This window comes from Streptomyces sp. NPDC001796, assembly GCF_042892355.1.
In the GTDB taxonomy this organism is placed as follows: domain Bacteria; phylum Actinomycetota; class Actinomycetes; order Streptomycetales; family Streptomycetaceae; genus Streptomyces.
The window spans coordinates 98,851-124,462 of record NZ_JBIAUC010000012.1 but is presented as its reverse complement, the minus strand read 5'-3'; the positions used below and the strand labels follow the sequence as shown (position 1 = coordinate 124,462).

Below are 25,612 nucleotides of genomic sequence, written 5' to 3'. Positions count from 1 at the left end.
GACATACCGACCGGTCGGCATCATGAGGCAGGTCCTGTTTTCCGCGTACGTCGCACGTGAGGAGCAACGATGAGCCCAGACCACCCGCCGGGTCTCGATCTCGGCCGGCTGCGCGGCCTGCTCGACGCCGAGCGGCCCGGCCTGGTGAACGGCCCCCTGACCGGGCGGCTGATCGAGGGCGGGCGGTCCAACCTCACCTACGCCGTCTCGGACGGCACGGCGCGGTGGGTCGTACGCCGTCCCCCGCTCGGCCACGTCCTGGCCACCGCGCACGACATGAGGCGCGAGCACCGGGTGATCAGCGCGCTGCACCCGACGCCGGTGCCGGTGCCGCGCCCGGTGCTGCTGTGCGAGGACGAGTCGGTCCTCGGCGCCCCCTTCTACGTGATGGACTTCGTCGAGGGCACCCCCTACCGCACCGCCGAACAGCTGGCGCCGCTCGGCCCGGAGCGCACCCGGAACGCGATCCTCGGCCTGGTGGACACGCTGGTCGAGCTGCACGCGGTGGACCCCGAGGCGGTGGGGCTCGCGGACTTCGGCCGCCCGGAGGGCTTCCTGGACCGCCAACTGCGCCGCTGGGGCAAGCAGCTGGACGCCTCCCGCAACCGGGAGCTGCCCGGCATCGACGAGCTGCACGCGGCGCTCGGCCGCGCGCTGCCCGACTCCCCCGCGCCGGCCGTGATCCACGGCGACTACCGCCTGGACAACGTTCTCCTCGGTGACGACGACAGGATCACCGCCATCCTGGACTGGGAGATGTCCACGCTCGGCGACCCGCTGACCGACCTGGGTCTGCTGGTGATGTACAGCGTGCCGCTCGGCACGCCCGACTCCCCCGTCTCCACGACCGCCGAGGCCCCGGGCCACCCCGATCCGGCCGAGCTGATCGAGCGGTACGCGGCCCGCTCGGGGCGCGATGTCTCCGCCGTCTCCTGGTACACGGCGTTCGCCTGGTTCAAGCTCGCCGTGATCCTCGAGGGCATCCACTACCGCTACACGCTCGGCCAGACGGTCGGGCGGGGCTTCGACCGCATCGGCGAGCTGGTGCCCGTCTTCATCGAGCACGGCCTGACCACCCTGCAGGAGGGCTGATCCGTCATGGACTTCACGTTCGACGCGCGCACCGAGGAGCTGCGCGCCAAGCTGCTCGCCTTCATGGACGAGTACGTCTACCCGGCGGAGGCGGTCGCCCACGAGCAGCACGCGCGGCTCGCCTCGCCGTGGGACATCCCGCCGGTCGTCGAGGAGCTGAAGGCCGAGGCACGCCGGCAGGGCCTGTGGAACCTCTTCCTGCCGGACGCCGAGTACGGCGCCGGGCTCACCAACCTTCAGTACGCCCCGCTCGCCGAGATCACCGGCCGTTCCCCGCAGCTGGCGCCCACCGTGACGAACTGCGCGGCGCCCGACACCGGCAACATGGAGGTGCTCGCGCAGTTCGGCGACGAGCAGCAGAAGAAGCAGTGGCTGGAGCCGCTGCTGGCCGGGGAGATCCGCTCGGCGTTCGCGATGACCGAGCCGGAGGTGGCCTCCTCGGACGCCACCAACATCACCACGCGCATCGAACGGGACGGCGACGAATACGTCATCACCGGCCGCAAGTGGTACATCTCCGGGGCGATGAACCCCGACTGCCGGATCTTGATCGTGATGGGCAAGACGGACCCGGACGGGCCGGACATCCGCCGTCAGCAGTCGATGGTGCTGGTCCCGCGCGACACGCCGGGTGTCACGGTCAAGCGCGCGATGCAGGTGTACGGCTACGAGGACCATTACCACGGCGGCCACGCCGAGGTCGTCTTCGACCACGCGCGCGTGCCGGTGGCGAATCTGATCGGCGAGGAGGGCGGCGGGTTCGCCATCGCCCAGGCGCGGCTGGGCCCCGGCCGTATCCACCACTGCATGCGGCTGATCGGCATGGCGGAGCGCGCGATCGAGCTCATGTGCAGGCGGGCGGTGTCCCGTACGGCGTTCGGCAAGGCACTCGCCCAGCAGGGCGTGGTGCACAACTGGATCGCCGACGCGCGCGTGGCCGTGGAGCAGTTGCGGCTGCTGGTGCTGAAGACGGCGTGGATGATGGACACGGTGGGCAACAAGGGCGCGCACACCGAGATCCAGGCCATCAAGATCGCCACTCCGCGCACGGTCGTCGACATCATCGACAAGGCGGTCCAGTTGCACGGCGCGGGCGGGGTGAGCCAGGACTTCCCGCTGGCCGAACTCTGGGCGGCGGCCCGCACCCTGCGACTGGCGGACGGCCCGGACGAGGTCCACCAGCGGTCGCTGGCGCGGCGGGAGCTGAAGAAGTACCTGTGAGGCATGGGTGAGGGGCGGACGCCGCGGCGTCCGCCCCTCACCCATGTGCGTCGATCGGCTACGGCTACGGCCGCAGCGCCCTCAGCAGCAGGTCCGCCAGGTGGTCCGCGACCTCCCGGGGGCTGAGCGGGCCGTCGGGGCGGTACCAGGTCGACAGGTGGTGCACCGAGCCGAAGTGGTAGTCGACGACCAGGTCGGCCGGGGTGGCGGTGGAGAAGACGCCCTCCTTCTGGCCCTCTTCGATCAGCGCACGGAACCGCTCGTGGTAGCGGCGCCGCTCCGCGCGTACCTGCTTGTTCTTCTCCGGGCTGAGGTGGTGCATGGACCGGAAGAAGATCATCGCGTCGTCGAGGTTCTCGATCGTCGTGACGACGACGTCGGCCGCAGCGTCCCTCAGGCGCTTGTCCACCGGCTCGTCGGCGTCCGCGAAGGCGTCGAGCCGCTCCTGCTGGACACGCAGCACGCGCGCGTACACCTCGTGCAGCAGATCGTCCTTGGAGCCGAAGTAGTGGTAGAGCGCGCCCTTGGTGACGCCGGCCGCCTCGACGATCTCCTGCACGGACGTGCGGTCGTAGCCCTGCTCGGCGAAGAGCCGTGTGGCGGCGGCCAGGAGCCGCTGCGGGACCGGCGTCCCGTCCCCGTCCGTCGTTCTGGGCACTGCCGCCACCTGCCTTTCCGTGATGTACCGGCGATCTCTACTGGCTCGTCTGGGTCCGGGAACGCAGTTCCCGACGCAGGATCTTGCCACTCGCCGTCTTCGGCAGCTCGGGCAGGATCTCCACCTGGCGCGGGTACTTGTAGGCGGCCAGTCTCTCCTTGCAGTACGCCGCGAGCGCGTCGGGGTCCGTCTCCGCGCCCGGGCGCAGGCTGATGTACGCCTTGACGGTCTCGCCCCGGTACCCGTCCGGCACCCCCACGACGGCCGCCTCGCGCACCGCCGGGTGGGTGTAGAGGACGTCCTCGACCTCGCGCGGCCACACCTTGAAGCCGGACGCGTTGATCATGTCCTTCTTGCGGTCCACGACGTACAGCCAGCCGCGCTCGTCCATGAACCCGATGTCGCCGGTCCGCAGCTCGCCGTCGGGGAAGGTCTCGGCGGTGGCCTCGGGGCGCCGCCAGTAGCCGGGCACGACCTGGGGGCCGCGGACGACGATCTCGCCCTGTTCGCCGAACGGCACCTCCTCGCCCCGCTCGTCGACGATGCGGACGACCGTGTCCGGCCCGGGCAGGCCGACCGCCAGAGTCCCGGAGACCGGGTCCACGGGGGCCTCCTGACCGGGCGGGACGGAGGCGCAGGGTGCGGTGCACTCGGTCAGGCCGTAGCCGTTGCGGATGTACGGCCCGAAGCCGGCCCGGAACTTCTCCACCAGGGCGGGCGGCAGCGGCGCGCCACCGGAGGAGATGACCCGGAAGGAGGAGAAGTGGTCCGGGGTGACGGACGGGTGGGCGGCGAGCGCCATGAAGGCGGTGGAGGGGCCGACGGTGTAGTGCGGGCGGTGCTCGGCGAACGCGTCGAGGACGACGCCCGGCTCGAACCGGTAGGCGAGGACGAGCGTGCCGCCGCTGGTGAGACAGGCCACCAGCTCGCACACCATCCCGGTGATGTGGAAGAGCGGTGCCAGCGCGAAGTAGACGGGCGCCTCGGGCAGGCCGAGGCCCGTGCGCTGCCGCTCGGCGTTGTACATGATGTTGCCGTGCGTGTTGGTGGCGCCCTTGGGGGTGCCGCTCGTACCCGAGGTGTAGCTGATCAGGGCGATGTCGGAGGGGCCCACGTCGCGGCCCTCGGGCGCCTTGTGGCCCTGCCGGGCGACGGTGACCAGGTCGTCGGCGTCGGCGGCCTGCTCCAGCCGCTCGAAGGTGAGCACACGCGCGTCGTCCCGGGTCTGGAGGTCCCGTTCGCAGGCGGTCAGCACGATCCGCACGGGCGACGCGGCGGCCGTGTCCCGCAGATACGACTCCCAGGCGCGGTCGGAGCACACCAGGGCGGTCACTTCGGCGTCCTTCAGGACGTGCGTGACCTCGCCCGACTTGTACATCGGGTTGACGGGAACGACGGTGGCGCCGGCCTTCCAGGCACCGAGCAGGGCCAGCACGAAGTGCGGGGAGTTCTGCAGCAGGATCGCGACCCGGTCGCCGCGCTCCAGACCGCGCGAGGCGAGGAACCCGGCGACGGAGTCGGTCAGTGCGTCCAGTTCCGCGTAGCTGATCCGGCCGTCGAAGTAGGCCAGGGCGGTGCGGTCCGCGGGCACCTCGCGCAGGGCCTGCGGGAGCGAGTCGGCGGGGCTGACCGGGGCGCGCTGCGCGTCGTTCAGAAGGGCGAGCCAGGGCTTGGCGGCGTAGCGGGAGGCGGTCACCGGCCGGCCTCCCACTTCTGCTGGATGTGGTTCATGCTCGTCAGCCAGCGGTCCGGGTCGGTGGCGCGCGCCTGGTAGTACGCGGCGGCCTCGGGGTGCGGCAGGATCAGGAACCGGTCCTCCTCGATCCCCTTGAACAGGGCGTCGGCGACGTCCTCGGGGTCGATCGCGGTCGGTGCCAGCACCAGTTCCCCGGCGGTGCCGGAGGCGGTCAGCATGTCGGTGCGGACGCCCTGGGGGCAGATCGCGTGGACCTTCAGGCCGCGATGGCGGTACGTCAGGGACAGCCACTCGGCGAAGGCGTACGCGCCGTGCTTGGTGACGCTGTAGGGGGCGGCGCCGATCATGGTGAGCAGTCCGGCGGCGGAGACCGTGGAGACGAAGCGGCCCGCGCCGCGCTCCAGCCAGGCGGGCAGGAGTTCCCGGGCCGCGCGGACGTGCGCCATCACGTTCACGTCCCAGGCCCGCGCCCAGACGTCCTCGTCGGCGGCCTCGGTGCCGCCGGAGGCGAGGCCCGCGTTGGCGCAGTAGACGTCGATCGTGCCGCCGAGGGCGTCCCGCGCCTCGGAGACGATCGCGGAGGCGTCGCCCGGGACGGCGATGCCGCCGATCTCGTCGGCCACGGCCTTCGCCCTCCCGGCGTCCAGGTCGTTGACGACGACCCGGGCCCCCTCGGCGGCGAAGCGGCGGGCCAGCGCGGCCCCGATGCCGCCTCCCGCCCCGGTGACGACCACTCCCGCATCCTGCACGGCTTCCACCATCGGTCTCCTTCGACGCGACACGCACCGGCTCTGCTGCCGTCGGCTCTGTACGGCGGCCAGACTAACCAGTCGGTATGTAACGAGGGAAGAGGCTGCTTCATCGGCCATTACGCGGGCATGACAGTTCCATCGAGCAGGGAGGTCATCGCATGAGGCTGTCCAGACGAGGGCTGCTCGCCGCCACCACGGCGGCGACCGTGCCGTTCCCCGCAGCGTCCGGGCCCGGCGGCGGCAGGCGGCTGCGCACAGGTTTCGAACGGCTGGCTGCGGACGGTTACGCGCCGCTGGCGGGCCACCGGGTCGGCATCGTGACCAATCCCACGGGCGTGACGAGGGACGTGCGTCACATCGTGGACGTGATGCACGCCGACCCCCGGGTGAACCTGGTCGCGGTCTTCGGTCCCGAGCACGGCTTCCGCGGCACCGCCCAGGCCGGCGGATCGGAGGGCCGCCACGACGACCCGGCGACCGGGCTTCCCGTATACGACACGTACCTGAAGAGCGGCCGGCCGCTCGCCGACATCTTCACCGCGTCCGGTGTGGACACCGTCGTCTTCGACATCCAGGACGTGGGCGCCCGCTTCTACACCTACATCTGGACGCTTTACGACTGCATGGAGGCCGCCGCGCTCGCGGGCAAGCGGTTCATGATCCTGGACCGGCCGAACCCGGTGACCGGACGCGCCGCCCTCGGCCCGGTCCTGCACAGGGAGTTCGCGACCTTCGTCGGCCGACAGCCGATCGCACAGGCGCACGGGATGACGGTCGCGGAGCTGGCGCGGCTGTTCAACGGGGAGTTCCTGGCCGCGCCCGTTCCGCTCGACACCGTCCTGATGACCGGCTGGAGGCGGTCCGACTTCTACGACGCCTCCGGCCTGCCCTGGGTGCCGCCGAGCCCCAACATGCCGACACCCGACACCGCGCTGGTCTACTCGGGGACGTGCCTGTTCGAGGGCACGAACCTGTCCGAGGGACGCGGCACCACCCGCCCCTTCGAACTCCTCGGCGCGGAGGGCGTCGACGGCCGGTGGGCAGCCGAAGCGGAGCGGCTGGGGCTGCCGGGCGTGCACTTCAGGGAGGCGTACTTCGCGCCCACCTTCTCCAAGTTCCAGGGGAAGACGATCGGTGGAGTGCAGATCCATGTGCACGACCGGGCCGCCTACGACCCCGTCCGCACCGGGATCGCGCTGCTCGTGACCGCGAAGAAGGTGTGGAGCGGTTTCGCCTGGCGCTCCGACGACTGGATCGACAAGCTCACGGGCTCCGCGCGGGTGCGCACGATGATCGACGCCGGCGCCACGGCCGACGAGGTGACGGCGGCGTGGCAGGACGAGCTGGCCGCCTTTCGGCGGATCCGCAGGGAGTACCTGCTGTACGGATGAGCCGTGACGTATGGCCAACCGTGTCCGCCCGCAGGACGATACGCGCACCGCGCGCAGCGCACTCGACCTCGGGGCAAGGGGGCCCGTCATGGCGATACCGGCAGTGAGCGTGAGTCCCTACTGGGAGCTGACCTTCGACGCGGACGGCGACGTCGACGGGCCGGAGCGGGACCGACTGACGGCCGAGGTGACACGGCGTGGAGTGCGCGACCTGCTGGTCTTCGCGCACGGCTGGAACAACCAGCGCTCCGGCGCCACCCGGCTCTACAGCAGCTTCTTCGCGCCGATGCCCTTGATCGCGCCCAGGGCCCGCCTCGGGTACGTGGGAGTGATCTGGCCGTCGATGATGTTCGCGGACGAGCCGATCCCCCATTTCCCGCCGTCGGTCGCGGCCGAGGCGCCGACGGCTCCGCTGCTGGACAAGGACAGCCGCCAAGCGCTGCTCGAGGTGTTCCCCGGCCGTGCGACCGTGGTGGAGCAGCTCTCACGGCTGCTGGAGCGGCACCCGGACGACGGTGCCTCGCTGGAGGAGTTCGGGCGGCTGGTACGGCTGCTGGTGGAGGTGCGGCCACAGGAGCCGCAGGTCGCGTTCGCCGCGGACACCCTGACCCAGGGGGCGCCCGAGGACGAGCCCGGAATGCTGACCGGGGACACGACCGAGGTGTGCCGGAGCTTCGCGCGGGCGCTGGAGCAGGTCCAGTCGGCCGGCGGGGAGTCGCCGGAGGGGTTCTCGTTCACTCCGAAGGGGGTGTGGGACGGAGCGCGCGAGTTGCTCAGACAGGCCACGTACTACGCGATGAAGCGGCGCGCGGGGACGGTCGGCGAGCGGGGGCTCGGGCAGGTGATCGGGCAGCTGGCGCAGGCGGCGCCGGGGGTGCGGGTGCACCTGGTCGGGCACAGTTTCGGCGGGCGGCTGGTGTCGTTCGCGCTGCGCGGGCTGCCGGAGGGGGTGCGCACGGTGAAGTCGGTGACGTTGCTGCAGGGCGCCTTCTCGCACTACGCGTTCGCGGCCCGGCTGCCGGAGGACCCGCATACCAGCGGTGTGCTGGACGGGCGGCAGAACCGGGTCGACGGCCCCCTGGTGTGCTGCTACTCCCACTTCGACTCGGCGCTCGGCACGCTCTACCCGCTGGCGTCCCGGATGGCGGACGACGACCGGTCGCTGACCGGGGACTTCGCGGCGGACTTCGACATCGGCCGGCTCCTCGGCCCCCGGTGGGGGGCGATGGGGCACGACGGGATCCAGGCGGTGGACGGTACGCGAAGCATGACGCTCGCCGACGCGCTCGGCGGCGGACTGCCGACGTCCGGCTGCGTCAACGTCGACGCCTGCGCAGTGGTCTGCCAAGGCGGTCCGCCGTCGGGCGCGCACAGCGACATCGTGCATCCGGAGCTGGCCCGGGTGGTACTGGCGGCGGGCCGGGTGAGCTGACCCGCCGCCGCACGTCGCCTCCCGGCCTACCGGTGTGAGGTGTACTCCACCGCCTGCTGGAACGTCGGCCGGTTCTGCCAGCTGATCCTGCCGTGCTTGATGCCGCCCAGGGTGCGCTGGACGATCGAGTCGGCGCACCACTGGTCACCGGCCGAGCACTGGTCGTCGCCCGGGTAGACCTGGGACGCGGTCATGCCCGCCGCCTGCTTCAGCGTGCTGATCAGGATGTCGCGGCAGGCGCCCAGGCTGCCGCCGCCGCAGTACTTCTGCGCGAGCGGGCCCTGCACCGGCTCCCCGAGGACCGCCCGGATGTCCTTGTCGACATAGCTCCACCAGCCGTACTGGAAGGAGCTTCCGGCGTGCGAGCCGGTCGGGCCGTGCGCGGCCGACGGGGACTCGTCGATCGGCAGGTTGGCGCCGAAGGCGGTGTACAGGTCGCTGCCGAGGCCCGGTTGGAACTCGGCCTTCACCAGCAGCGGCCACCAGGCGTCCAGGATGCGGATGGCATCGGCGTCGGCGTACGTCTTCGAGCCGGCCGAGGTCTCCGTGCGCCGGGCGCCCGCCGACACCCACGCCTGCAGCTTGCCCACTGCCGCCGCGGCCGTCGTGTCGGTCACCGTCGAGCTGTTCACGACCTTCAGCAGCTTCGGCAGCACGTCCTCGGCGCGCAGGTCGGCGAGGGCGGCGTCGGCCATGGCCTTCACCAGCGACGACCGGGTCACCCCGCCGGCCGCGACCAGCTTCCTCACCCGGTCTTCCAGCAGGTTGCCGCGGTGGACCGAGCCCTCGCCCCAGGGAGCGGCCGTGTAGTCCTTGGCCTGCTTGTTGTTCCAGGAGATGTAGTAGTCCTGGTCGATGGAGTTGGGATGCTGGGACGGCGCGGTGTAGTCGGCCGTGTTGGTCGCCGGGTCCCAGTTGCGCCACTCGTACGCCGCCTGCGCCCATACGGGGAACTCGGCGTCGACACCGCTCGCCCGCACCGGGTTGTCGCCGCTGTTGTAGTACGCGGTGTGCTGGGAGTCGGCGTAGAACCAGTTGAAGGTGTAGTTGATGTGCTGGACCGCGCTCTGGAAGTCCTTCGGGCCCTTGACGTAGCCGGGGTCGTTCAGCATCTGGAAGCCGATGATCGAGTCGGCCTCGTGCAGATAGGACGAGCGCAGGGTGGTGTAGGCGACCTTCTTGCCGCCGACCGTGGCGCGGTACTCCACGGGCCCGTACTTCGTACGCCACACGCGCATGGTGTAGGAGCCGGCCGGGGTCGAGTCGGCGGTCGTGGGTGACCAGGAGTTCTTCTGCTCGACCTTGTCCATGGCGGTGCAGGTGCCGTGGTACAGGTAGTGGTAGTCGTCCTGGCACAGCTCGACCGCGAAGGTGTCGATGATGTCCTGGCCGGAGGTGGTGGCGCTCCACGAGTAGTCCTGGCCGCGGCCCAGTTCGACGTACATGCTCAGGCCCGCGAAGGAGGCGCCGCGGGCGCTGATGCCGGGCCCCTGGATCTCCTGCAGCATCAGCAGCTGCGGCGCGAAGTAGCCGGTCTGCGGGCCGAAGACGGCGATGGGGTGGCCGCTCGCGGTGTACTTGCCGCTCACCACCAGGGCGTTGGACATGCCGCGCTTGGCGGAGGTCAGGGCGGTGGTGGCCGCGGTCTTCGACGCGCTGGTCGCGCTCGAGGTCGCCGCGCTGCCGGTGCGGTCGTAGACGAGCGGTTCCTGGGTCACCGAGCCCGCCTCGGGCAGCGCCTCGCCCTGGGGGCTGGACGGCTTGGCCGCGTACGGGAAGCTCTGGCCGTCGTGGACGGTGAGGACGGCCTCGGGGTCGTTGCGCTCGCGGAAGGACTCCCAGACCCTGGTGCCCTCCTCCACGCCGTACTTGGACTGGGCGGCCAGCAGGGAGATCGCGTTGTTGACCTCGCCGCCCCCGCCGGAGCCGAAGAGCGCGCCGATGACGGACGCGAGCGCGACCAGGTCGGTGACCTTGAAGTGGTCGATCGTGCCGGCGTTGGTGATGGAGTCCTTGTGACCGGTCAGGACGTACTCGCCGGGGAAGTAGCGGCCGCTGTCGGAGGCGTCGATGTAGGCGTTGACACCGGCCAGGTAGGCGCCCACGTCGGCGAGGGCCTGCTTGCCGCGGTCGCCGGCGGCGGCCACCGCGTTGTCGATCTGTGCCTGGAGGTCCGCCTCGGTGTAGGGCGCATTGCGCCAGAACTCCTGTTCGAGGCCCTGGTTGGCGGCGGCGCCGCCCGCGAAGGAGGTGAGCTGTCCGCGGCCCACGTGCCGGAAGACGTCCATCAGCCACAGCCGGTCCTCGGCCGCGGCATACCCGGCGCCGAACTCCGTGCCGTACCTGGTGGTACCGGTGATGTGCGGGACGCCCGTCTTCTTGTCGCGGACGATCGTCACGTCGCCGCGACCCGCGGGCTTCTCGGTGGAGGCGACCTGATCGGACGGGACGCCGAACGAGGCGTCGTTGAAGAAGTTGTCGATCTTCGCGTCGGTGAGCGTGGAGTAGCCGGTGGCCAGGTTGGCGTAGGGGCCGAGCTGGTCCTCGGCGTGGTCGGGCTGGGTACCGAAGACCTGGTTGAGCAGGATCTGGGCGAGGGTGGCGTTGCCGTTCTCGCCGGGCGGGAGGATGTCCGAACACCGGCCGCCGCAGTAGTCGTTCGACGCGGCCGCCTCCGCGGTGCCCGGGGCCGTCTGGGCGGTGGCCGCGGCGGTCGGGGACAAAAGCCCCGCGATGAGCACGCATATCGATGCGGCCTTGAGGAACTTGGTGGTTCTGCGAGGAGTTCTCAGTCTGTCGAGGGCGGTGCGTGGGGTGCGCCGTGGCATGGCAGCTCCTCCCGACGGGGTATGGGCGGGCGGACGTTACCGCCGGTATCCCCGCGATTGAAGATGAACATGCGTCAGTTTTTCAACCGTCCGGCAAGTGCTTATGGAGGTCATCGGAAATCCGATGGAGCCGAATCGCGTGTCGATACGTCTATTCGGCGACGTCCTCAGGACGACGCCGAAGTGACCGAAGTACAGGTGCAGTTGTGACGGAGGTGCAGGGCGATGGCCGGTTTCCGGAGTCTGGCGAGACAGGTCCGTGATCCGAGGTGCGATCTGGCACTACGGCGCTACTCACTGCGCAAGTGCCTTGAGAAGTTCGCCCCCTACGGGCATCGGGCGACCTGGGACCATCTGTGCTCCCGGGCCGGGTTCGGCCCCGAGGACCGCTCCCCCGATCCGGCGCGGCTCGTGGCCGCACTGGAGGAACTGGAGGAGGCGCGGTCCGTGTGGCTCACCTACGAGGCCGAGTTCACGGAGCGCCGCAAGAAGGAGAAGCACGACGGGCTGCGCCGGCCGGGCAGTGTGGACGACTGGCACCGGCTGACGTGGGGCGGTTTCGGGGTCGCGTGGTGCGACGACCCGCGGGTCCACCCTCATGAACCGCTGGCGGAGGTGCTGCGCCGGCTCATCGCCGCACTGGAGCGCGAGCCGGGCTCATCGTGTCCGGTGTGCGCCGGTGAGCGCCTCACGTGGAGATACGACCTGGCCCATGAGCCGTCGTCGGGCCCTGTCTGCACGGACTGCGGCATCCTGGTGCCGTCTCACGTGCTGACACCCGGGACCCTGGCACGCACCAGGCGCGCGCGGCTGCTCGTGTCGGCCTAGTTCCGGATCGTGGGGGTGCGCCGGGGGATGCCGCACCCCCGTTGTCAGGGGCTCTCGACCCATCGGGAGGGGCACAGAGGCGAGCCGGGGATGTGCGCAGCCCGGCGCCTGCTGGGCGCCTCCCCCAAGCTCTTCGAGCGGGGAGTACCCCCAGCGCCCGCTCATGCCGCCCCGGCGGCCCCGGGCCGTCAAGGCTCCGGGGAGGCATGACGTGCCCGCAAGGCGGCTACCGCTTGCGGCGCTCCACCAGCAGGCGGGAGCCTGACTGCCGTTCGCCGAACACATCGTCCGGGTTGGACAGTACGCACGTCTCCAGGGACAGGCACCCGCAGCCGATGCAGTCGGTCAGGTGGTCGCGCAGGCGGCTCAGCTGCTTGATGCGTTCGTCCAGTTCGGAGCGCCAGGCCGCAGAGAGGCGGGCCCAGTCCTCGCGGGTGGGTGTGCGCTCCTCGGGGAGCTGCGCCAGCGCCTCGCGGATCGTGGCCAGCGGGATGCCCACCCGTTGGGCCGCTCGTACGAAGGCGACCCTGCGCAGTGCGTCCCGGGAGTAGCGGCGCTGGTTGCCCGCGGTGCGGCGACTGCTGATCAGGCCCTTGGACTCGTAGAAGTGCAGGGTGGAGACGGCGGCGCCGCTGCGGGCGGACAACTGGCCGACGGTCAGCTCGTGGATCTTCTCCGGGATCTGGGGCACCTTCCAGAGCCTACCCACGGCGGCACGGGCGCCGTCCGTTGACACCGGTGCCGCACCCGACCATGCTAAGCAGTTGCTTAGACATGGTGACTTCGTGACGCGAGAGGCCGGGAACATGGCAGAGCCGAGGACCTTCACATCCGCCGACGAGCTGAAGGCGGCGGTGGGCGAGCAGCTGGGGTACACCGACTGGCTGGAGATCGACCAGAAGCGGATCGACCTGTTCGCGGAGGCGACCGGCGACCACCAGTGGATCCATGTGGATCCGGAGAAGGCGACCCAGGGCCCGTTCGGGACCACCATCGCGCACGGCTACCTCACGCTGTCGCTGCTCCCGCTGTTCGGGCCGCAGCTGATCAAGGTGGAGGGCGTGAAGATGGGCGTCAACTACGGCACCAACAAGGTCCGTTTCCCCGCCCCGGTCCCGGTCGGCTCCCGGGTGCGCGCCACCGCGACGATCTCCGGAGTCGAGGAGGTGCAGGGCGGCATGCAGGTGACCGTCGCCTTCACCGTGGAGCGCGAGGGCGGCGACAAGCCGGTGTGCGTCGCCGAGTCGGTCGCGCGCTACTACCTCTGACCCCGGACCGGGTGGGGGCGCCTACTTCCGCGCCCCCACCATCCGCAGCACGAGGTCGGCGTAGAGCGTGCCGACCTCCTCGGGTGTCCGGGACCCGTTGACGTTGAACCAGCGGGCGACGTCGATGCACAGGGAGAGGATGGCCAGCGTCGTCCCCTTCACGTCCAGCACGTCGAACTCGCCCGCCGCCACGCCGTCCTCAACGATCCCGCGCACCTCGGCGTCCACCTGGCGGCGCAGGGCCAGGATCTCGGCGCGGGCGTCCGGGCCGAGCGCGTCCAGTTCGTACTGCACGACCCGCGCGGTGGTGCGCCGCCCGGCGTGCCAGCGGACGAAGGAGCTCACGGCGTCGGCGAGCCGCTCGGTCGCGCTGCCCTCGCGCCGGGCCGCCGTGCGCAGGATCTCCAGGGCCTTGTCGTGGCCGATTCGGCTGATGCGGTGAAGCAGTTCTTCCTTGGTCTTGTAGTGGATGTAGAGCGCGGCCGGGCTCATACCGGCGCGTCCCGCGATGTCACGGGTCGTCGTGGCGTGGTAGCCGCGCTCGGCGAAGGCCTCGACCGCGGCGACCAGCAGCCGCCGGGCCGCGTCCGGGGTCACCTCGGCCCACGGCTCGACCTCGCCGCCGGCTGTCTCCTCCGCCGTACTCATCGCTCGCCCCTTCCGCTGGCAGGACGAACACCATACCTCCGAAGGTGAGCGGGCGCTTAGCGTGCCCGCTCAGAGCTTCTCGAAGGGGTCGTGCTCGGCGAGCAGCTTCTCCAGCCTGGCCTGGTCGACCCGGCTGACGATCTGCCCGGCCTCCTGGCGGTCCCGGATCACCTTGGCGAGGGTGAAGGCGGAGGTCACCAGGTACAGGACGGCGATCCCGAGGAAGGCCCGCACCCAGGCGTCGGCGTGCAGCCGGAAGATACCGACGGCGGTGGCCACCAGGGCGATGGCGAAGGACGCCACGGCCTGCCCGTAGAAGGCGGCCGTGTTCTGCTGTCTGACCGGAGTCTCACTCATGTGCACCAGGGTCCGCGGACGGCGGCGCCGGCACATCCGCACGCGTACTCAAAGCGGTACTCAGAACGCCGAAACCCCCGTCAGCGCCCGCCCGATGACCAGTTTCTGGATCTGGCTCGTGCCCTCGTAGAGGGTCATCACCCGGGCGTCGCGCAGCAGTTTGCCCACCGGGTACTCGTCGATGTAGCCGTAGCCGCCGAAGACCTGCAGGGCGTTGTTCGCGGCGCGGACGGCGGCCTCGGAGGCGAACAGCTTTGCCTTGGAGGACTCGACGGCGAAGGGCAGGCCGCGGTCGATCAGGTCGGCGACACGCCAGGTCAGCAGCCGCGCGGCGTCCACGTCGACGGCGATGTCGCTGAGGAGTTCCTGGACGAGCTGGTGATGGGCGATCGTCCTGCCGAACTGCTCCCGTTCACCGGCGTACGTCACCGCCGCCTCCAGCGCGGCCCGGGCTATGCCGACACAGCCCGCCGCCACCGACATCCGGCCCTTGGCGAGCGCGGACATGGCGACGGAGAACCCCTTGCCCTCCGGGGCCAGCATCGCGGAGGCGGGTACGCGGACGTCCTCGAGGACCAGTTCGGCGGTCGCCTGGCCGCGCAGGCCGAGCTTGCCGTGGACGGCGCGGCGGGTCAGGCCGGGGGTGTCGGCGGGGACGAGGAAGGCGGAGACGCCCCGGTGGCCGGGGGCGTCCGTGGAGCGGGCGAAGAGGAGTACGACGTCGGCCCAGGTGCCGTTGGTGATGAACATCTTGGTGCCGTTGATCACGTAGTGGTCGCCGTCGCGTACCGCCCTGGTGGCGAGGTTGCCCGCGTCGGATCCGGTGCCCGGTTCGGTGAGCCCGAAGCAGCCGACGTACTCCCCGGACGTCAGCCCCGGCAGCCAGCGGCGCTTCTGCTCCTCGCTCCCCCAGGCGGCGATCGTCTTGGCGACCAGGCCGAGCGAGACGGACACGATTCCGCGCACGGACGAGTCGCCGCGGCCCAGTTCCTCCGTCACCAGGCAGTACGCGAGGTGGTCGCCGCCCGAGCCGCCGTACTCCTCGTCGATGGTCAGCCCCAGGAAGCCGACCTCGCCGAGCTTCTTGACGATCGAGCGGTCCACTTCCTCGGCCCGGTCCCAGGCGACGGCGTGCGGGGCGATCTCGCGGGTCACGAACTCCTCGGCCAGCCGTCGCACGGCCACCTGCTCCTCGCTCAGCTCCAGGTTCACGACACGTCACCCCTCGGGCAGATCATTGAATGCGGCACATTTAAATTAGCGCTGCTAGTTTTCCAGCGCAGCCCTACTATGTGCGCCATGGCCCGACCGCGCAAGCCCCTCCTCAGCACCGACCGCATCGTCGCCACGGCGCGGGCGCTGGTGGACGCGGAAGGCCTCGCGGCCGTCTCCACGCGCCGGCTCGCCGCCGAACTCGGGGTCAGCGGCCCGTCGCTGTACAACCACTTCCGCACCAAGGACGAGATCCTGGAGGCGGTCGCCGACTCGGTGAGCGCGCAGGTCGATCTGTCGATGTTCGCGGACGGCCGGCCCTGGCGGACCGCGCTGCACGACTGGGCGGTCTCCTACCGGGCCGCACTGCGTGACCACCCGAACATCGTGCCCGTCCTGGCCCGCGGGCCCGGCCGGCGCCCGGCCGCGCTGCGCCTCGCGGACGCGGTCTACGGGGCGATGGTCGAGGCGGGCTGGCCGCCCGCGCAGGCCACCTCCATCGGCGCGCTGATGCGCTACTTCGTGATGGGCTCGGCGCTCGGCTCGTTCGCGGGCGGCTTCGTCGACGACGCGACGGCGTACGACCCGGCCGACTATCCCCACCTCGGGCAGGCCCACCTCCTCGCCGAGCAGCAGGAGAAGATCGACGAACGGGCCTTCGAGACGGGGCTGGCGGCCCTGCTGGACGGACTGGAGCGGCAGTACGAGCAGGTGAGGGGCCCCCTGTAGGACGGGCGGGGCACCCTTCGGTGGGCGCCGAAGCGTCCGTGGCCGATGCTGGGCGCATGACGAGGAGGAAGGACGGTGCGGCGGCCGGGCTCGCGGGGCTCGCCGGGCTGATCGCCGACGAGACGCGGGCCGCCTGTCTGCTGGCGCTGCTCGACGGCCGGGCGTGGACCGCCGGTGAGCTGGCTCGGCACGCGGGGGTCGCCGCCTCGACGCTGAGCGAGCACCTGGGCAAGCTCGTCGCGGGCGGGCTGCTCGCCGAGGAACGGCAGGGACGGCACCGGTATGTGCGGCTCGCCGACGCGCGGGTGGCCCAGCTCGTCGAGGACCTCGCCGCGCAGGTGGCACCGGATGCCGGGGGCGGGCGTCCGCGCACGCTTCGGGAGGCGAGCGCCGGGTCCGCGATGGCCCGCGGCCGCACCTGCTACGACCACCTCGCCGGACGGCTGGGCATCGCCGTCACCGACGCGTTGACCGCGCGCGGGCTGTTGCGTCAGGACGCCGGGTTCGCGCTGACCTACGCGGGCCTGGCCTGGTTCGACACCGTCGGCATCCTCCTGGACCGCAAAGGCCGCCGCCCGCTGGCCCGCGCCTGCCTCGACTGGACCGAGCGTCGCCCCCATCTCGCGGGGGTCGCGGGCGCCGCGCTGTGCCGGCACGCCCTGGACACGGGTTGGTGCGTCCGCATCGGATCCGAGCGTGCCGTGAAGGTCACGGCCGAGGGCGAGCACGCGCTGTCGCGGCTGCTCGGGATCGAGGTGGTGGCGCTGCGCTGAGCCACGTCACGTCCGAAATCCGCCAGCCATCCCGCCCCCTGCCCTCCTAGCCTCTGGAGAATGATGAACGCCTCCCCCTCCCGTCTGGCCGCCGGCGCGGCCACCGTCACCGTGCTGCTGTGGGCCTCCGCCTTCGTCTCGATCCGCAGCGCGGGCGCCGCGTACGCGCCGGGCGCGCTGGCGCTCGGCCGGCTGCTGGCCGGGGCACTGGCGCTGGGAGTGATCTGCCTCCTGCGGCGGGAGGGGTTGCCGCCGCGTGCGGCGTGGCGCGGAATCGCGATATCCGGCCTGCTGTGGTTCGGCTTCTACATGGTCGTGCTCAACTGGGGCGAGCAACAGGTCGATGCCGGGACCGCCGCGCTGGTGGTGAACATCGGGCCGATCCTGATCGCGCTGCTGAGTGCGCGGCTGCTGGGGGACGCCATGCCGCCGCGCCTGCTCGCGGGCATGGCGGTGTCGTTCGCCGGTGCCGTGACCGTGGGCCTGTCGATGTCGGGTGACGGGGGTTCCTCGGTGCTCGGGGTGGTGCTGTGCCTGCTCGCCGCGGGCGCCTACGCGGCCGGTGTCGTCGCGCAGAAACCCGCACTGGGTGCGGCGAGCGCGCTGCAGGCGACGACGTTCGGGTGTCTGGTGGGCGCGGTCGCCTGTCTGCCGTTCGCCGGACAGCTGGTGCACGACGCGGCCCGCGCGCCGGTGTCCGCCACGCTCAACATGGTGTACCTGGGTGTCTTTCCGACCGCGCTCGCCTTCACCACCTGGGCGTACGCCCTGGCCCGTACGACCGCGAGCCGCATGGGGGCGACGACGTACGCGGTGCCCGCGCTGGTGGTCCTGATGTCCTGGCTCTTCCTCCAGGAGGTGCCGGGGCCGGTGACGCTCGGGGGTGGTGCCCTGTGCCTGGCCGGAGTGGCGGTGTCGCGGTCGCGTCCCCGCACGCCGCCTCCGGCCCCGCAACCGCACACCACGGCCGAGCAGGTACCGGCCGCCGAGTCCTAGGGCACAGGACGAACACAGGGCTTCAGAACACCACCAGCGCCCGGCCGCCCTTGCCCGCCAGCATGTTCTCGAAGGCGGCCGGGATGCCCTCCAGCGCGATCCGTTCCGTCACCAGCGCGCCCAGGTCCAGGCGGCCCGCCCGGACGTGCTCGGCCAGGACCGGCAGGTCCTCGGCCGGGTTCGAGTTGCCGTAGACGCAGCCCGTCAGCGTGCGGCCCCAGTGGAAGATCTCCAGGGCGTTGAAGGTGACCTGCTGGTCCTTGCCGCCGATGCCGACGACCGTCGTACGGCCGCCACGGCGGGTGGAGTCCCAGGCGGCGCGGATGGTGGCCGCCCGGCCCACGCACTCCACCGCCACGTCGACGCCCTGCTTGCCGGTGAGACCGCGGATCTCGCGGGGCGTGGTGTCGGAGGCGAGCAGGAAGTCCGTCGCTCCCGCCCCTCGCGCCAACTCCTCCTTCACGGGGGACACGTCCACCGCGACGATCCTCTCGGCCCCCGCGATCCGCGCCGCCTGAAGGGTCGCGAGTCCCACCCCGCCGACGCCGAACACCGCGACCGTCTCCCCCGGCCGTACCTTCGCCGCATGGTGCACGGCCCCGTATCCGGTGAGGACGGCGCAGCCCAGCAGGGCCGCGTCGGTCAGCGGCACGCCGTCCGGGGCCGGGAGGACGCAGGACGCCGCGACCACGGTCTCCTCCGCGAACGCGGCGACGTTCAGACCGGGGTGCAGATCCGTGCCGTCGTCCGTGCGGCGGGCATGGACGGCACCGGCGCCGGTGAGCGCGTCGGCGCACAGCCACACCTCGCCCCGTGCGCAGGCATGGCAGCTCCCGCAGGACGGCGCCCAGTTGAGGACCACTCCGTCACCGGCGGCGACATGGGTGACGCCCTCCCCCACCGACACCACCGTGCCGGCGCCCTCGTGGCCGAGGACGGCGGGCACCGGCACCCGCATGGTGCCGTTGGACAGGGACAGGTCGGAGTGGCAGACCCCGGCGGCGGCGAGGCGGATCCGGACCTGGCCGGGGCCGGGCTCGGGCAGTTCGATCCCGGTGACCTCCAGCGGGGCACCGACGGCGGGCAGGACAGCGGCACGGACGACCATCTGGCTCAACGCTCCTGGAACTGGAGGGACTTGGTCTGCAGGTACTCGGCGAGGCCGTGCGCGCCCAGCTCGCGGCCGACCCCGGACTGCTTGTAACCGCCGAAGGGGGCGAGCGGGTTGAAGCGTCCGCCGTTGATGTCGACCTGCCCGGTCTCCATGCGCCGCGCGAACGCGGCCGCTTCCGCGTCGTCCCCGGCCCATACCGCGCCGGCCAGTCCGTACACCGTGCCGTTGGCGATCCGCAGGGCGTCCTGCTCGTCCTCGTAGGGGAGGATCGCCAGTACGGGGCCGAAGATCTCCTCCTGCGCGATCGCCATCTCGGGGGTGACGTCGGCGAAGACGGTGGGCTGCACGAAGTAGCCGCGTTCCCGGGGGGATTCGGGGCCGCCCGCGACCAGGCGGGCGCCCTCCGCTAGGCCCTTCTCGATGTAATCGCGCACCCGCGCCTGCTGCCTGGCGTTCACCACCGGGCCGATGCGGTCCCCGTACTTCGCCGCCGCCGTCGCGGCGAGCTCGACCGCCTCCTCGTACCGGTCCCGGTGCACCAGCATCCGCGTCCACGCGCTGCACGTCTGGCCGGAGTTGGACATCACGTTCGCGACGCCCACGTTGACCGCCTTGGCGAGGTCCGCGCTCGGCAGGATGACGTTCGCGGACTTGCCGCCCAGTTCCAGGGCCACCTTCTTCACGGCCGCTCCCGCCGTGGCGCCGATCCGCCGGCCGACCGCCGTGGAGCCGGTGAAGGAGACCAGGTCGACGCCCGGGTGCTCGGCGAGCGCCTGGCCCGCGACCGGGCCGAGGCCGGTGACCAGGTTGAAGACCCCGGCCGGTACGCCCGCCTCATGGACGGCCTCCGCGAAGAGCTGGGCGGTCAGCGGGGTGTCCTCGGCCGGCTTGAGGACGACCGTGCAGCCCGCCGCCAGCGCCGGGGCGACCTTGGCGACGATCTGGTGGAGGGGGTAGTTCCAGGGGGTGATGGCGCCGACGACGCCGACCGGCTCCTGGTAGACGGTGGAGTTGCCGACCTTCTCCTCGAAGGAGTGCGTGGCGGCCAGTTCGGCGTACGATCCCGCGACCGCGATCGGCAGGCCGACCTGCACGTTCTGCGAGAACGGGAGCGGGGAGCCCAGCTCCGCCGTCACGGTCTCGGCGATCTCGTCCTTCCGGGCGACGAGCACGTCGCGCAGGGCGGCGAGCCGGGCTGCCCGCTCGTCCGGGGCGGTGGCGGCCCAGTCGGGGAAGGCGGCGCGGGCGGCGCGTACGGCGGCGTCGACGTCCTCGGCGGTGCCCGCCGGGACCCGGCCGATGACCTGCTCGTCGGCCGGGTTCACGACCTCGATGGTGTCCGCGCCGACGGCGGGGCGCCAGGCGCCGTCGATGTACATGCCGTCATGTGCCTTCATCGTCTTCCTCCCGGGCGGGGCAGCGTCGTCCGCGCCCCAAACTAGCGCCGGTAGTTTTGTGGCGCCAGGGGGCTCCGGGACGTCAGCGTAGAGCCTGTCTCCCGGATCGGGTCGGCCGTGAGGGACGGTCCGGAGGCGGTGTCAGGTCCGGCCGGCCGCCGCGCCCCGCCGCACGGACGGGTTCGCCTTGTACGGTTCTCCGGCGGGCGAGCGCAGCGCGATCCCGGAGGAGAGCAGCAGCAGCGCGCCCAGCATCACGAACGGCGCGGCCACGCCTGCCACTCCGGCGACCAGTCCCGCGGCGGCGGGCGCGGCGACCTGGCCGAGGCGGTTGCCGGTCAGCCGCAGGGCGAGGGCGGTGGAGCGGGCGTCGTCGGGTGCGGCCTGCACGACGGTCGTCATGGACAGCGGCTGCCCGACACCCAGGCAGAATCCGAGCACGGTGAGCATCGCGCCGAGCGCCCATACCGGCACCGGCAGCGCGATCCCGGCACACAGCAGCGCCGCCACCAGGCAGGTGAGGGCGAGCAGGAGGGCCCGGCCGAGCAGCCGCAGCAGCGGCGTGAGGACGAGACGGCAGGCGATGGTGGCCGCCGCGCGCAGGCTCAGCAGCAGGCCGACGACCGCCGGGGCGATGCCGCGACGGTCGCCGACGACCGGCAGGTACGCGGTGAGGATGTCCGTGGCGGACAGCACGGCGAGGCTGATCAGGATGCCGGCCGGTACGCCGCGGGCGCGCAGGATGCGGTGCAGCGGGACGCGGTCGCCGCGCGCGGTGGGGGCCGTCGTGGCCGTGCGGCGCTCGATGCGCCACAGCGAGGTGAACGCGACCGCGGCGCCCGCGCCCGCCACCAGCAGGGCGAGCGCGCTGGTGGCCGCCCGGTCCGGACCGTGGATCAGGGCCCCGGCGGCGATCGGACCGACGAGTTGTCCGAGGGAGGCGCCGATGGTGAAGTGGCCGAAGTTGCGGTCCTGTTCGTGGGGCTCCGACTGGCGGGCCACGATCGACTGGGCGCCGATGACGAAGCACAGGTGGCCGAGGCCCATCACACCGCTCCACGCGGCCATCGCCGCGAGGGAGCCCGCGGCCCCGCTGAGCGCGCAACCGCCGGAGATCAGGACCACCCCGGTCACCAGCAGCGGCATGCACCGGCCGTGGTCCGTGCGGCGGCCCAGCGGTACGGCGGCGAACAGCGGCAGCAGCGCGTACACACCGGCGATGACACCGACCGCCCGCTCGTCCGCGCCCAGCGCGAGGGCCCGGTAGGACACGGCGGGCCGGGCCATCGACACCGCCCCCTGCGCGAAGCCGAAGGCGATGACGAGGCGGAGCAGCCAGCCGCGGTTCCCACCGGGCCCCATGAGAACGTCCTCCACGAGTGATCAGATGATGCCGAACAGGATTCCTGCCCCGAGGACCACCAGTGATGTCAGCGCGGCCCACTTGACGACGAACCGCGTGTGGTCGCCGAACTCCACCTTGGCCATGCCGACGAGGACGTAGACGGCGGGCACCAGCGGGCTGGACATGTGCAGCGGCTGCCCGACCAGCGAGGCCCGGGCGATCTCCAGGCTGGACACGCCGTGCGCCTGGCCCGCCTCGGTGAGCACCGGCAGGATGCCGAAGTAGAAACCGTCGTTGGACATGAAGTACGTGAGGGGGATGCTCAGCACGCCGGTGACGAGGGCCATGTGCGGGCCCATGCCGTCCGGGACGTCGTTCACCAGCCACTTGGCCATGTGCTCGACCATGCCGGTACCCTGCAGGACGCCGGTGAAGACGGCGGCGGCGAAGACCATGCCGGAGACGTTGAGGACGTTCTCGGCGTGCGCGGCGATGCGGGCCTTCTGGTCGGGCATGTGCGGGAAGTTGACGGTGAGCGCGAGCGCGGCGCCGAGCAGGAACAGGACCGGGATCGGCAGCCACTCCATGATCATGGCGGTGAGCAGGGCGACCGTGAGCAACGCGTTGAACCAGTACAGCTTGGGGCGCAGGGTGGGCCGGTTGGGGTCGAGGCCCTGGAAGCCGTCCTCGGCGGCGGGCTCGGGAGCGTCGGTGTCCGTGCCGGAGCCGGAGGCGCCGGTGGCCGTGCGTCCCTTGCCGGTGTCGCCGCCAAAGCGGCCCGCCCCGACGAGCACGGTCTCGGCCTCCTGCGGCTCGAGGACCTCGTCCAGCGTCAGCGTGCCGAGGCGCTTGCGCTCGCGCCGGCCGAGGACGTACGCGAGGGCGAAGACGCCCAGCAGGCCGACGGCGAGGGCGGGGATCATCGGCACGAAGATGTCGCTTGCGTCCAGCTTCAGCGCGGTCGCGGCGCGGGCGGTGGGACCGCCCCACGGCAGGGTGTTCATCACGCCGTTGGCCATCGCGGCGACACCGGTCATCACGACCAGGCTCATCTTCAGGCGCTTGTACAGCGGGTACATCGCCGAGACCGTGATCATGAAGGTGGTCGAGCCGTCGCCGTCGAGGGAGACGATCGCGGCGAGGACCGCCGTGCCGACGACGATGCGGAGCGGGTCGGCCTTGCAGAAGCGCAGGATGCCCCGCACGATCGGGTCGAAGAGGCCGACGTCGATCATCACACCGAAGTAGACGATCGCGAACATCAGCATCGCGGCGGTGGGCGCGAGGCCGGTGACGCCGTCGATGACGTAGTCACCGAGCTTGGCGCCCTTGCCGACGAACACGCAGAACAGCGCGGGGATCAGCACGAGCGCCGCGATCGGCGACATCTTCTTCATCATGATCAGGACCAGGAAGGTCGCGATCATGGCGAAGCCGAGGATGGTCAGCATGAGTGGATACCTAACGTTCGCCCTTGAACACCCCCACGGGGGCCGGGGGTGCGTTGACGTTAGGTCGCGTAAAGAACGGTTAACAAGTAGTTGACGTGCGAGCAATAAGCGCAAAATTCCAGGTCAGCGTGGTGCGGGGAGCGGCGCGAGCTCGACGGGCACGCCGTTGAGCACCGCGTTGCCCGACAGCGGGTCGAGCAGACTGCCGTCGAGGAGCTGGTTGACGTTCACGCCGGGGTCCAGGGCGGCGTGGCTCATCCGGGTGCCGGGCCGGTCGTGGCCCCAGCCGTGCGGAAGGCTGACGACACCGGGCCGGATGCCGTCGGTGATCTCCACGGGCGCGGTGACCGCTCCCCCGGCGCCCTTGACCCGTACGGGATCGCCGTCGAGGAGTCCGAGCCGCTCGGCGTCCTCGGGGTGGATGTGCAGGGTGCAGCGGTTGGAGCCGCCGGTGAGGGCGGGCACGTTGTGCAGCCAGCTGTTGTTGGACCGCAGATGGCGCCGCCCCACGAGGACGAGCCCCTCGGCGCGCTCGCTCAGTGCCTGCTCAAGGCGCGGCAGGTCGTCCGCGATGGGCTCCGGCAGCAGCTCGACCTTGCCGCTGACCGTCTTCAGCGGCTGCGGCAGCCGGGGCTGGAGGGGGCCGAGGTCGATGCCGTGCGGGTGGGCGAGCAGCTTCTCGAGACAGAGCCCGTCGGGCCGGGCGCCGAACCCGTCGCCGTAGGGGCCGAGGCGCAGCATCATGTCGAGCCGCCGCTCGGGGCCGCTGTCGCCGCTGAGCTGCCCGGCAAGCTCCTTGGGGTCCCGGCCGCAGACGGGCGAGTGGGCCTCGGTGACGGCCTTGCCGAGGGTCTGGCCGATGACGAGGTCGTCGACGGCGGACGGGTCGGCACCGTGCATGCCGGTCGCGGCGAGGATCAGCCGCGCGAGGATCTCGGTCTCCGCCATGCGGCCGGGCTCCAGCGGGACGGCCGCGCGGGTGTAGCGGACCTGGTTGCGCACGGCGAGGGTGTTGAAGGCGAAGTCGAAGTGCGGTGCCTGGGAGGGCGGGGGCGGCGGCAGCACGACGTGCGCGTGGCGCGAGGTCTCGTTCAGATACGGGTCCACGCTGACCATGAAGTCGAGTGAGCCGAGCGCCTTGTCGAGGCGGTCGCCGTCCGGGGCGGAGAGCACGGGGTTGGCGGCGATCGCCACGACGGCGCGGATCGGGACGCCCTCGTCCGTGACGGTGTCCATCTCCTCGGCGAGCGCGGAGATCGGCAGCTCGCCCTTGGCCTCGGGGTGCCGGCGCACCCGCGAGTGCCAGCGGCCGAGCGCGAAGCCGCGGCCGGGTCCGGCGGGACGGGGCGTCCTGTCGGTGGCCGACAGCGGGAAGAGGGCGCCGCCGGGCCGGTCGAGGTTGCCGGTGAGGATGTTCAGGACGTCGACGAGCCAGCTGGCGAGGGTGCCGTGCGGGACGGTGCAGCTGCCGATGCGGCCGTAGACGGCGGCGGCGGGGGCGGCGGCGAGCTCCCGGGCGAGAGTGCGGATGGTGCCCGCGTCGACATCGCACGCCGCCGCGACGGCCTCGGGGGTGAAGACGCGTATTGCCGCAGCCAGGTCGTCGACTCCCTGGACGTGCGGAGCGAGCTCCCGGAGGTCGACGAGCTCTTCGTCGAACAGGACGCGCGCCATCGCCGCGAGCAGCAGCGCGTCGGTGCCGGGGCGGACGGCGACGTGCCGGTCGGCGAGCCGGGCGGTGCGGGTGCGGCGCGGATCGATCACGGTGAGGGTGCCGCCGCGGGCCTTGAGGGCCTTGAGCCGGCCGGGGAAGTCGGGGGCGGTGCACAGACTGCCGTTGGACTCCAGGGGGTTGGCGCCGATGAGCAGCAGGTGGTCGGTGCGGTCGAGGTCGGGCACGGGGATGGCGTTCGCGTCGCCGTACAGGAGCCCGCTGGAGACGTGCTTGGGCATCTGGTCCAGCGTGGAGGCGGTGAAGACGCTGCGGGTGCCGAGACCGGCGAGCAGGACGGGCGGGTAGAGGCCGCCGGCCATCGTGTGCACGTTGGGGTTGCCCAGGACGACGCCGACCGCGTGCGGCCCGTACTGTTCGACGACCGGCCGCAGCCCCGCTGCGACGGCGTCGAACGCCTCCTCCCAGGTGGCTTCCCGCAACTCCCCGTCCCGGCGCACCAGGGGCCCGCGCAGCCGGTCCGGGTCGGAGTCGGCGGCCCCGAACGAGGCGCCCTTCGGGCAGATGAACCCCTTGCTGAACACGTCCTCCCGGTCGCCGCGCACGCCGGTGACCCGGGTGTCCTCGATGGTGAGCGTCAGCCCGCAGGTGGCCTCGCAGAGGGGGCAGATACGCAGAGCGGTGCGGGACACGGGTCCTCCCGGTGGGCGACGACGGCGATGACGCACGAACGGGGCGAGCATACCGACCGG

General features: G+C 71.8%; 22 protein-coding genes. 9 read left to right on the top strand and 13 right to left on the bottom strand.

The genetic code is table 11. The features are described from left to right. Positions 1-69: 69 nt before the first annotated feature. Positions 70-1,092 (top strand): phosphotransferase family protein, encoded by a 1,023-nt coding sequence (locus ACFYZE_RS23860; protein ID WP_263229086.1) that lies wholly within the window; start codon positions 70-72, stop codon positions 1,090-1,092. A gap of 6 nt (positions 1,093-1,098) precedes the next feature. After that, a complete protein-coding gene (locus ACFYZE_RS23855) occupies positions 1,099-2,313 on the top strand; it encodes an acyl-CoA dehydrogenase (protein ID WP_388997538.1) in 1,215 nt (404 codons plus the stop codon). Between the two features lie 64 nt (positions 2,314-2,377). On the opposite strand, the gene ACFYZE_RS23850 is transcribed toward ACFYZE_RS23855, so the two are convergent. Genes ACFYZE_RS23850 through ACFYZE_RS23840 form a run of 3 tightly spaced genes read right to left on the bottom strand, consistent with a single transcriptional unit; the run spans position 2,378 to position 5,428 of the window. After that, on the bottom strand, positions 2,378-2,971 hold the full coding sequence (locus ACFYZE_RS23850; RefSeq protein ID WP_388997535.1) for a TetR/AcrR family transcriptional regulator: 594 nt from the start codon (positions 2,969-2,971) through the stop codon (positions 2,378-2,380). A 37-nt stretch (positions 2,972-3,008) separates the two neighbouring features. After that, positions 3,009-4,667 (bottom strand): class I adenylate-forming enzyme family protein, encoded by a 1,659-nt coding sequence (locus ACFYZE_RS23845; RefSeq protein WP_388997532.1) that lies wholly within the window; start codon positions 4,665-4,667, stop codon positions 3,009-3,011. After that, positions 4,664-5,428: an SDR family oxidoreductase gene (locus tag ACFYZE_RS23840; RefSeq protein ID WP_388997529.1), complete on the bottom strand. Its 765-nt coding sequence runs from the start codon at positions 5,426-5,428 to the stop codon at positions 4,664-4,666. The genes ACFYZE_RS23845 and ACFYZE_RS23840 overlap by 4 nt, the downstream gene beginning before the upstream one ends. A gap of 149 nt (positions 5,429-5,577) precedes the next feature. Here ACFYZE_RS23840 and ACFYZE_RS23835 point away from each other — a divergent pair, with 149 nt between their 5' ends. Beyond that, positions 5,578-6,810, top strand: a complete 1,233-nt coding sequence (locus tag ACFYZE_RS23835; RefSeq protein WP_388997526.1) for an exo-beta-N-acetylmuramidase NamZ domain-containing protein — start codon at positions 5,578-5,580, stop codon at positions 6,808-6,810. A gap of 88 nt (positions 6,811-6,898) precedes the next feature. Continuing rightward, positions 6,899-8,242 carry a serine-threonine protein kinase gene (locus ACFYZE_RS23830; RefSeq protein ID WP_388997523.1) on the top strand — a complete coding sequence of 448 codons (1,344 nt, stop codon included), beginning with the start codon at positions 6,899-6,901 and terminating at the stop codon, positions 8,240-8,242. Positions 8,243-8,268: 26 nt separating this feature from the next. Here the strand turns inward: ACFYZE_RS23830 and ACFYZE_RS23825 are convergent, their stop codons facing one another. After that, complete coding sequence (locus tag ACFYZE_RS23825) at positions 8,269-11,070, bottom strand: penicillin acylase family protein (RefSeq protein ID WP_388997520.1); 2,802 nt, start codon at positions 11,068-11,070, stop codon at positions 8,269-8,271. A 225-nt stretch (positions 11,071-11,295) separates the two neighbouring features. On the opposite strand from ACFYZE_RS23825, the gene ACFYZE_RS23820 reads away from it, so the two are divergent. Further along, complete coding sequence (locus ACFYZE_RS23820) at positions 11,296-11,898, top strand: hypothetical protein (protein WP_388997517.1); 603 nt, start codon at positions 11,296-11,298, stop codon at positions 11,896-11,898. 226 nt (positions 11,899-12,124) lie between these two features. Here ACFYZE_RS23820 and soxR read toward each other — a convergent pair whose 3' ends face one another. Further along, on the bottom strand, positions 12,125-12,589 hold the full coding sequence (gene soxR, locus ACFYZE_RS23815) for a redox-sensitive transcriptional activator SoxR (protein ID WP_388997514.1): 465 nt from the start codon (positions 12,587-12,589) through the stop codon (positions 12,125-12,127). 115 nt (positions 12,590-12,704) lie between these two features. Here soxR and ACFYZE_RS23810 point away from each other — a divergent pair, with 115 nt between their 5' ends. After that, complete coding sequence (locus ACFYZE_RS23810) at positions 12,705-13,166, top strand: MaoC family dehydratase (protein ID WP_388997511.1); 462 nt, start codon at positions 12,705-12,707, stop codon at positions 13,164-13,166. 21 nt (positions 13,167-13,187) lie between these two features. Here the strand turns inward: ACFYZE_RS23810 and ACFYZE_RS23805 are convergent, their stop codons facing one another. The 3 genes from ACFYZE_RS23805 to ACFYZE_RS23795 all read right to left on the bottom strand — a co-directional run bounded on the left by ACFYZE_RS23805 (position 13,188) and on the right by ACFYZE_RS23795 (position 15,383). Then, positions 13,188-13,814, bottom strand: a complete 627-nt coding sequence (locus tag ACFYZE_RS23805) for a TetR/AcrR family transcriptional regulator (protein ID WP_388997508.1) — start codon at positions 13,812-13,814, stop codon at positions 13,188-13,190. A gap of 69 nt (positions 13,815-13,883) precedes the next feature. After that, entirely contained in the window at positions 13,884-14,171 is a 288-nt protein-coding gene (locus ACFYZE_RS23800) for a YiaA/YiaB family inner membrane protein (RefSeq protein WP_200421396.1), read from the bottom strand. Between the two features lie 60 nt (positions 14,172-14,231). After that, positions 14,232-15,383 carry an acyl-CoA dehydrogenase family protein gene (locus ACFYZE_RS23795; RefSeq protein WP_388997505.1) on the bottom strand — a complete coding sequence of 384 codons (1,152 nt, stop codon included), beginning with the start codon at positions 15,381-15,383 and terminating at the stop codon, positions 14,232-14,234. Between the two features lie 87 nt (positions 15,384-15,470). On the opposite strand from ACFYZE_RS23795, the gene ACFYZE_RS23790 reads away from it, so the two are divergent. Genes ACFYZE_RS23790 through ACFYZE_RS23780 form a run of 3 tightly spaced genes read left to right on the top strand, consistent with a single transcriptional unit; the run spans position 15,471 to position 17,881 of the window. Beyond that, positions 15,471-16,112 (top strand): TetR/AcrR family transcriptional regulator, encoded by a 642-nt coding sequence (locus tag ACFYZE_RS23790; RefSeq protein WP_388997502.1) that lies wholly within the window; start codon positions 15,471-15,473, stop codon positions 16,110-16,112. Positions 16,113-16,168: 56 nt separating this feature from the next. Continuing rightward, positions 16,169-16,885: an ArsR/SmtB family transcription factor gene (locus ACFYZE_RS23785; protein ID WP_388997499.1), complete on the top strand. Its 717-nt coding sequence runs from the start codon at positions 16,169-16,171 to the stop codon at positions 16,883-16,885. Positions 16,886-16,945: 60 nt separating this feature from the next. Then, positions 16,946-17,881 (top strand): DMT family transporter, encoded by a 936-nt coding sequence (locus ACFYZE_RS23780; RefSeq protein ID WP_388997496.1) that lies wholly within the window; start codon positions 16,946-16,948, stop codon positions 17,879-17,881. Between the two features lie 22 nt (positions 17,882-17,903). Here ACFYZE_RS23780 and ACFYZE_RS23775 read toward each other — a convergent pair whose 3' ends face one another. From ACFYZE_RS23775 to ACFYZE_RS23755, 5 genes are all read right to left on the bottom strand, one after another. Then, positions 17,904-18,989: a Zn-dependent alcohol dehydrogenase gene (locus tag ACFYZE_RS23775; RefSeq protein ID WP_388997748.1), complete on the bottom strand. Its 1,086-nt coding sequence runs from the start codon at positions 18,987-18,989 to the stop codon at positions 17,904-17,906. Between the two features lie 5 nt (positions 18,990-18,994). Then, positions 18,995-20,392 carry an aldehyde dehydrogenase family protein gene (locus tag ACFYZE_RS23770; protein ID WP_388997493.1) on the bottom strand — a complete coding sequence of 466 codons (1,398 nt, stop codon included), beginning with the start codon at positions 20,390-20,392 and terminating at the stop codon, positions 18,995-18,997. Between the two features lie 141 nt (positions 20,393-20,533). Beyond that, positions 20,534-21,754, bottom strand: a complete 1,221-nt coding sequence (locus ACFYZE_RS23765) for an MFS transporter (protein WP_388997490.1) — start codon at positions 21,752-21,754, stop codon at positions 20,534-20,536. 21 nt (positions 21,755-21,775) lie between these two features. Beyond that, a complete protein-coding gene (locus tag ACFYZE_RS23760; protein WP_388997487.1) occupies positions 21,776-23,188 on the bottom strand; it encodes a CitMHS family transporter in 1,413 nt (470 codons plus the stop codon). Positions 23,189-23,311: 123 nt separating this feature from the next. Further along, on the bottom strand, positions 23,312-25,552 hold the full coding sequence (locus tag ACFYZE_RS23755; RefSeq protein ID WP_388997484.1) for a molybdopterin oxidoreductase family protein: 2,241 nt from the start codon (positions 25,550-25,552) through the stop codon (positions 23,312-23,314). Positions 25,553-25,612 lie beyond the last annotated feature (60 nt).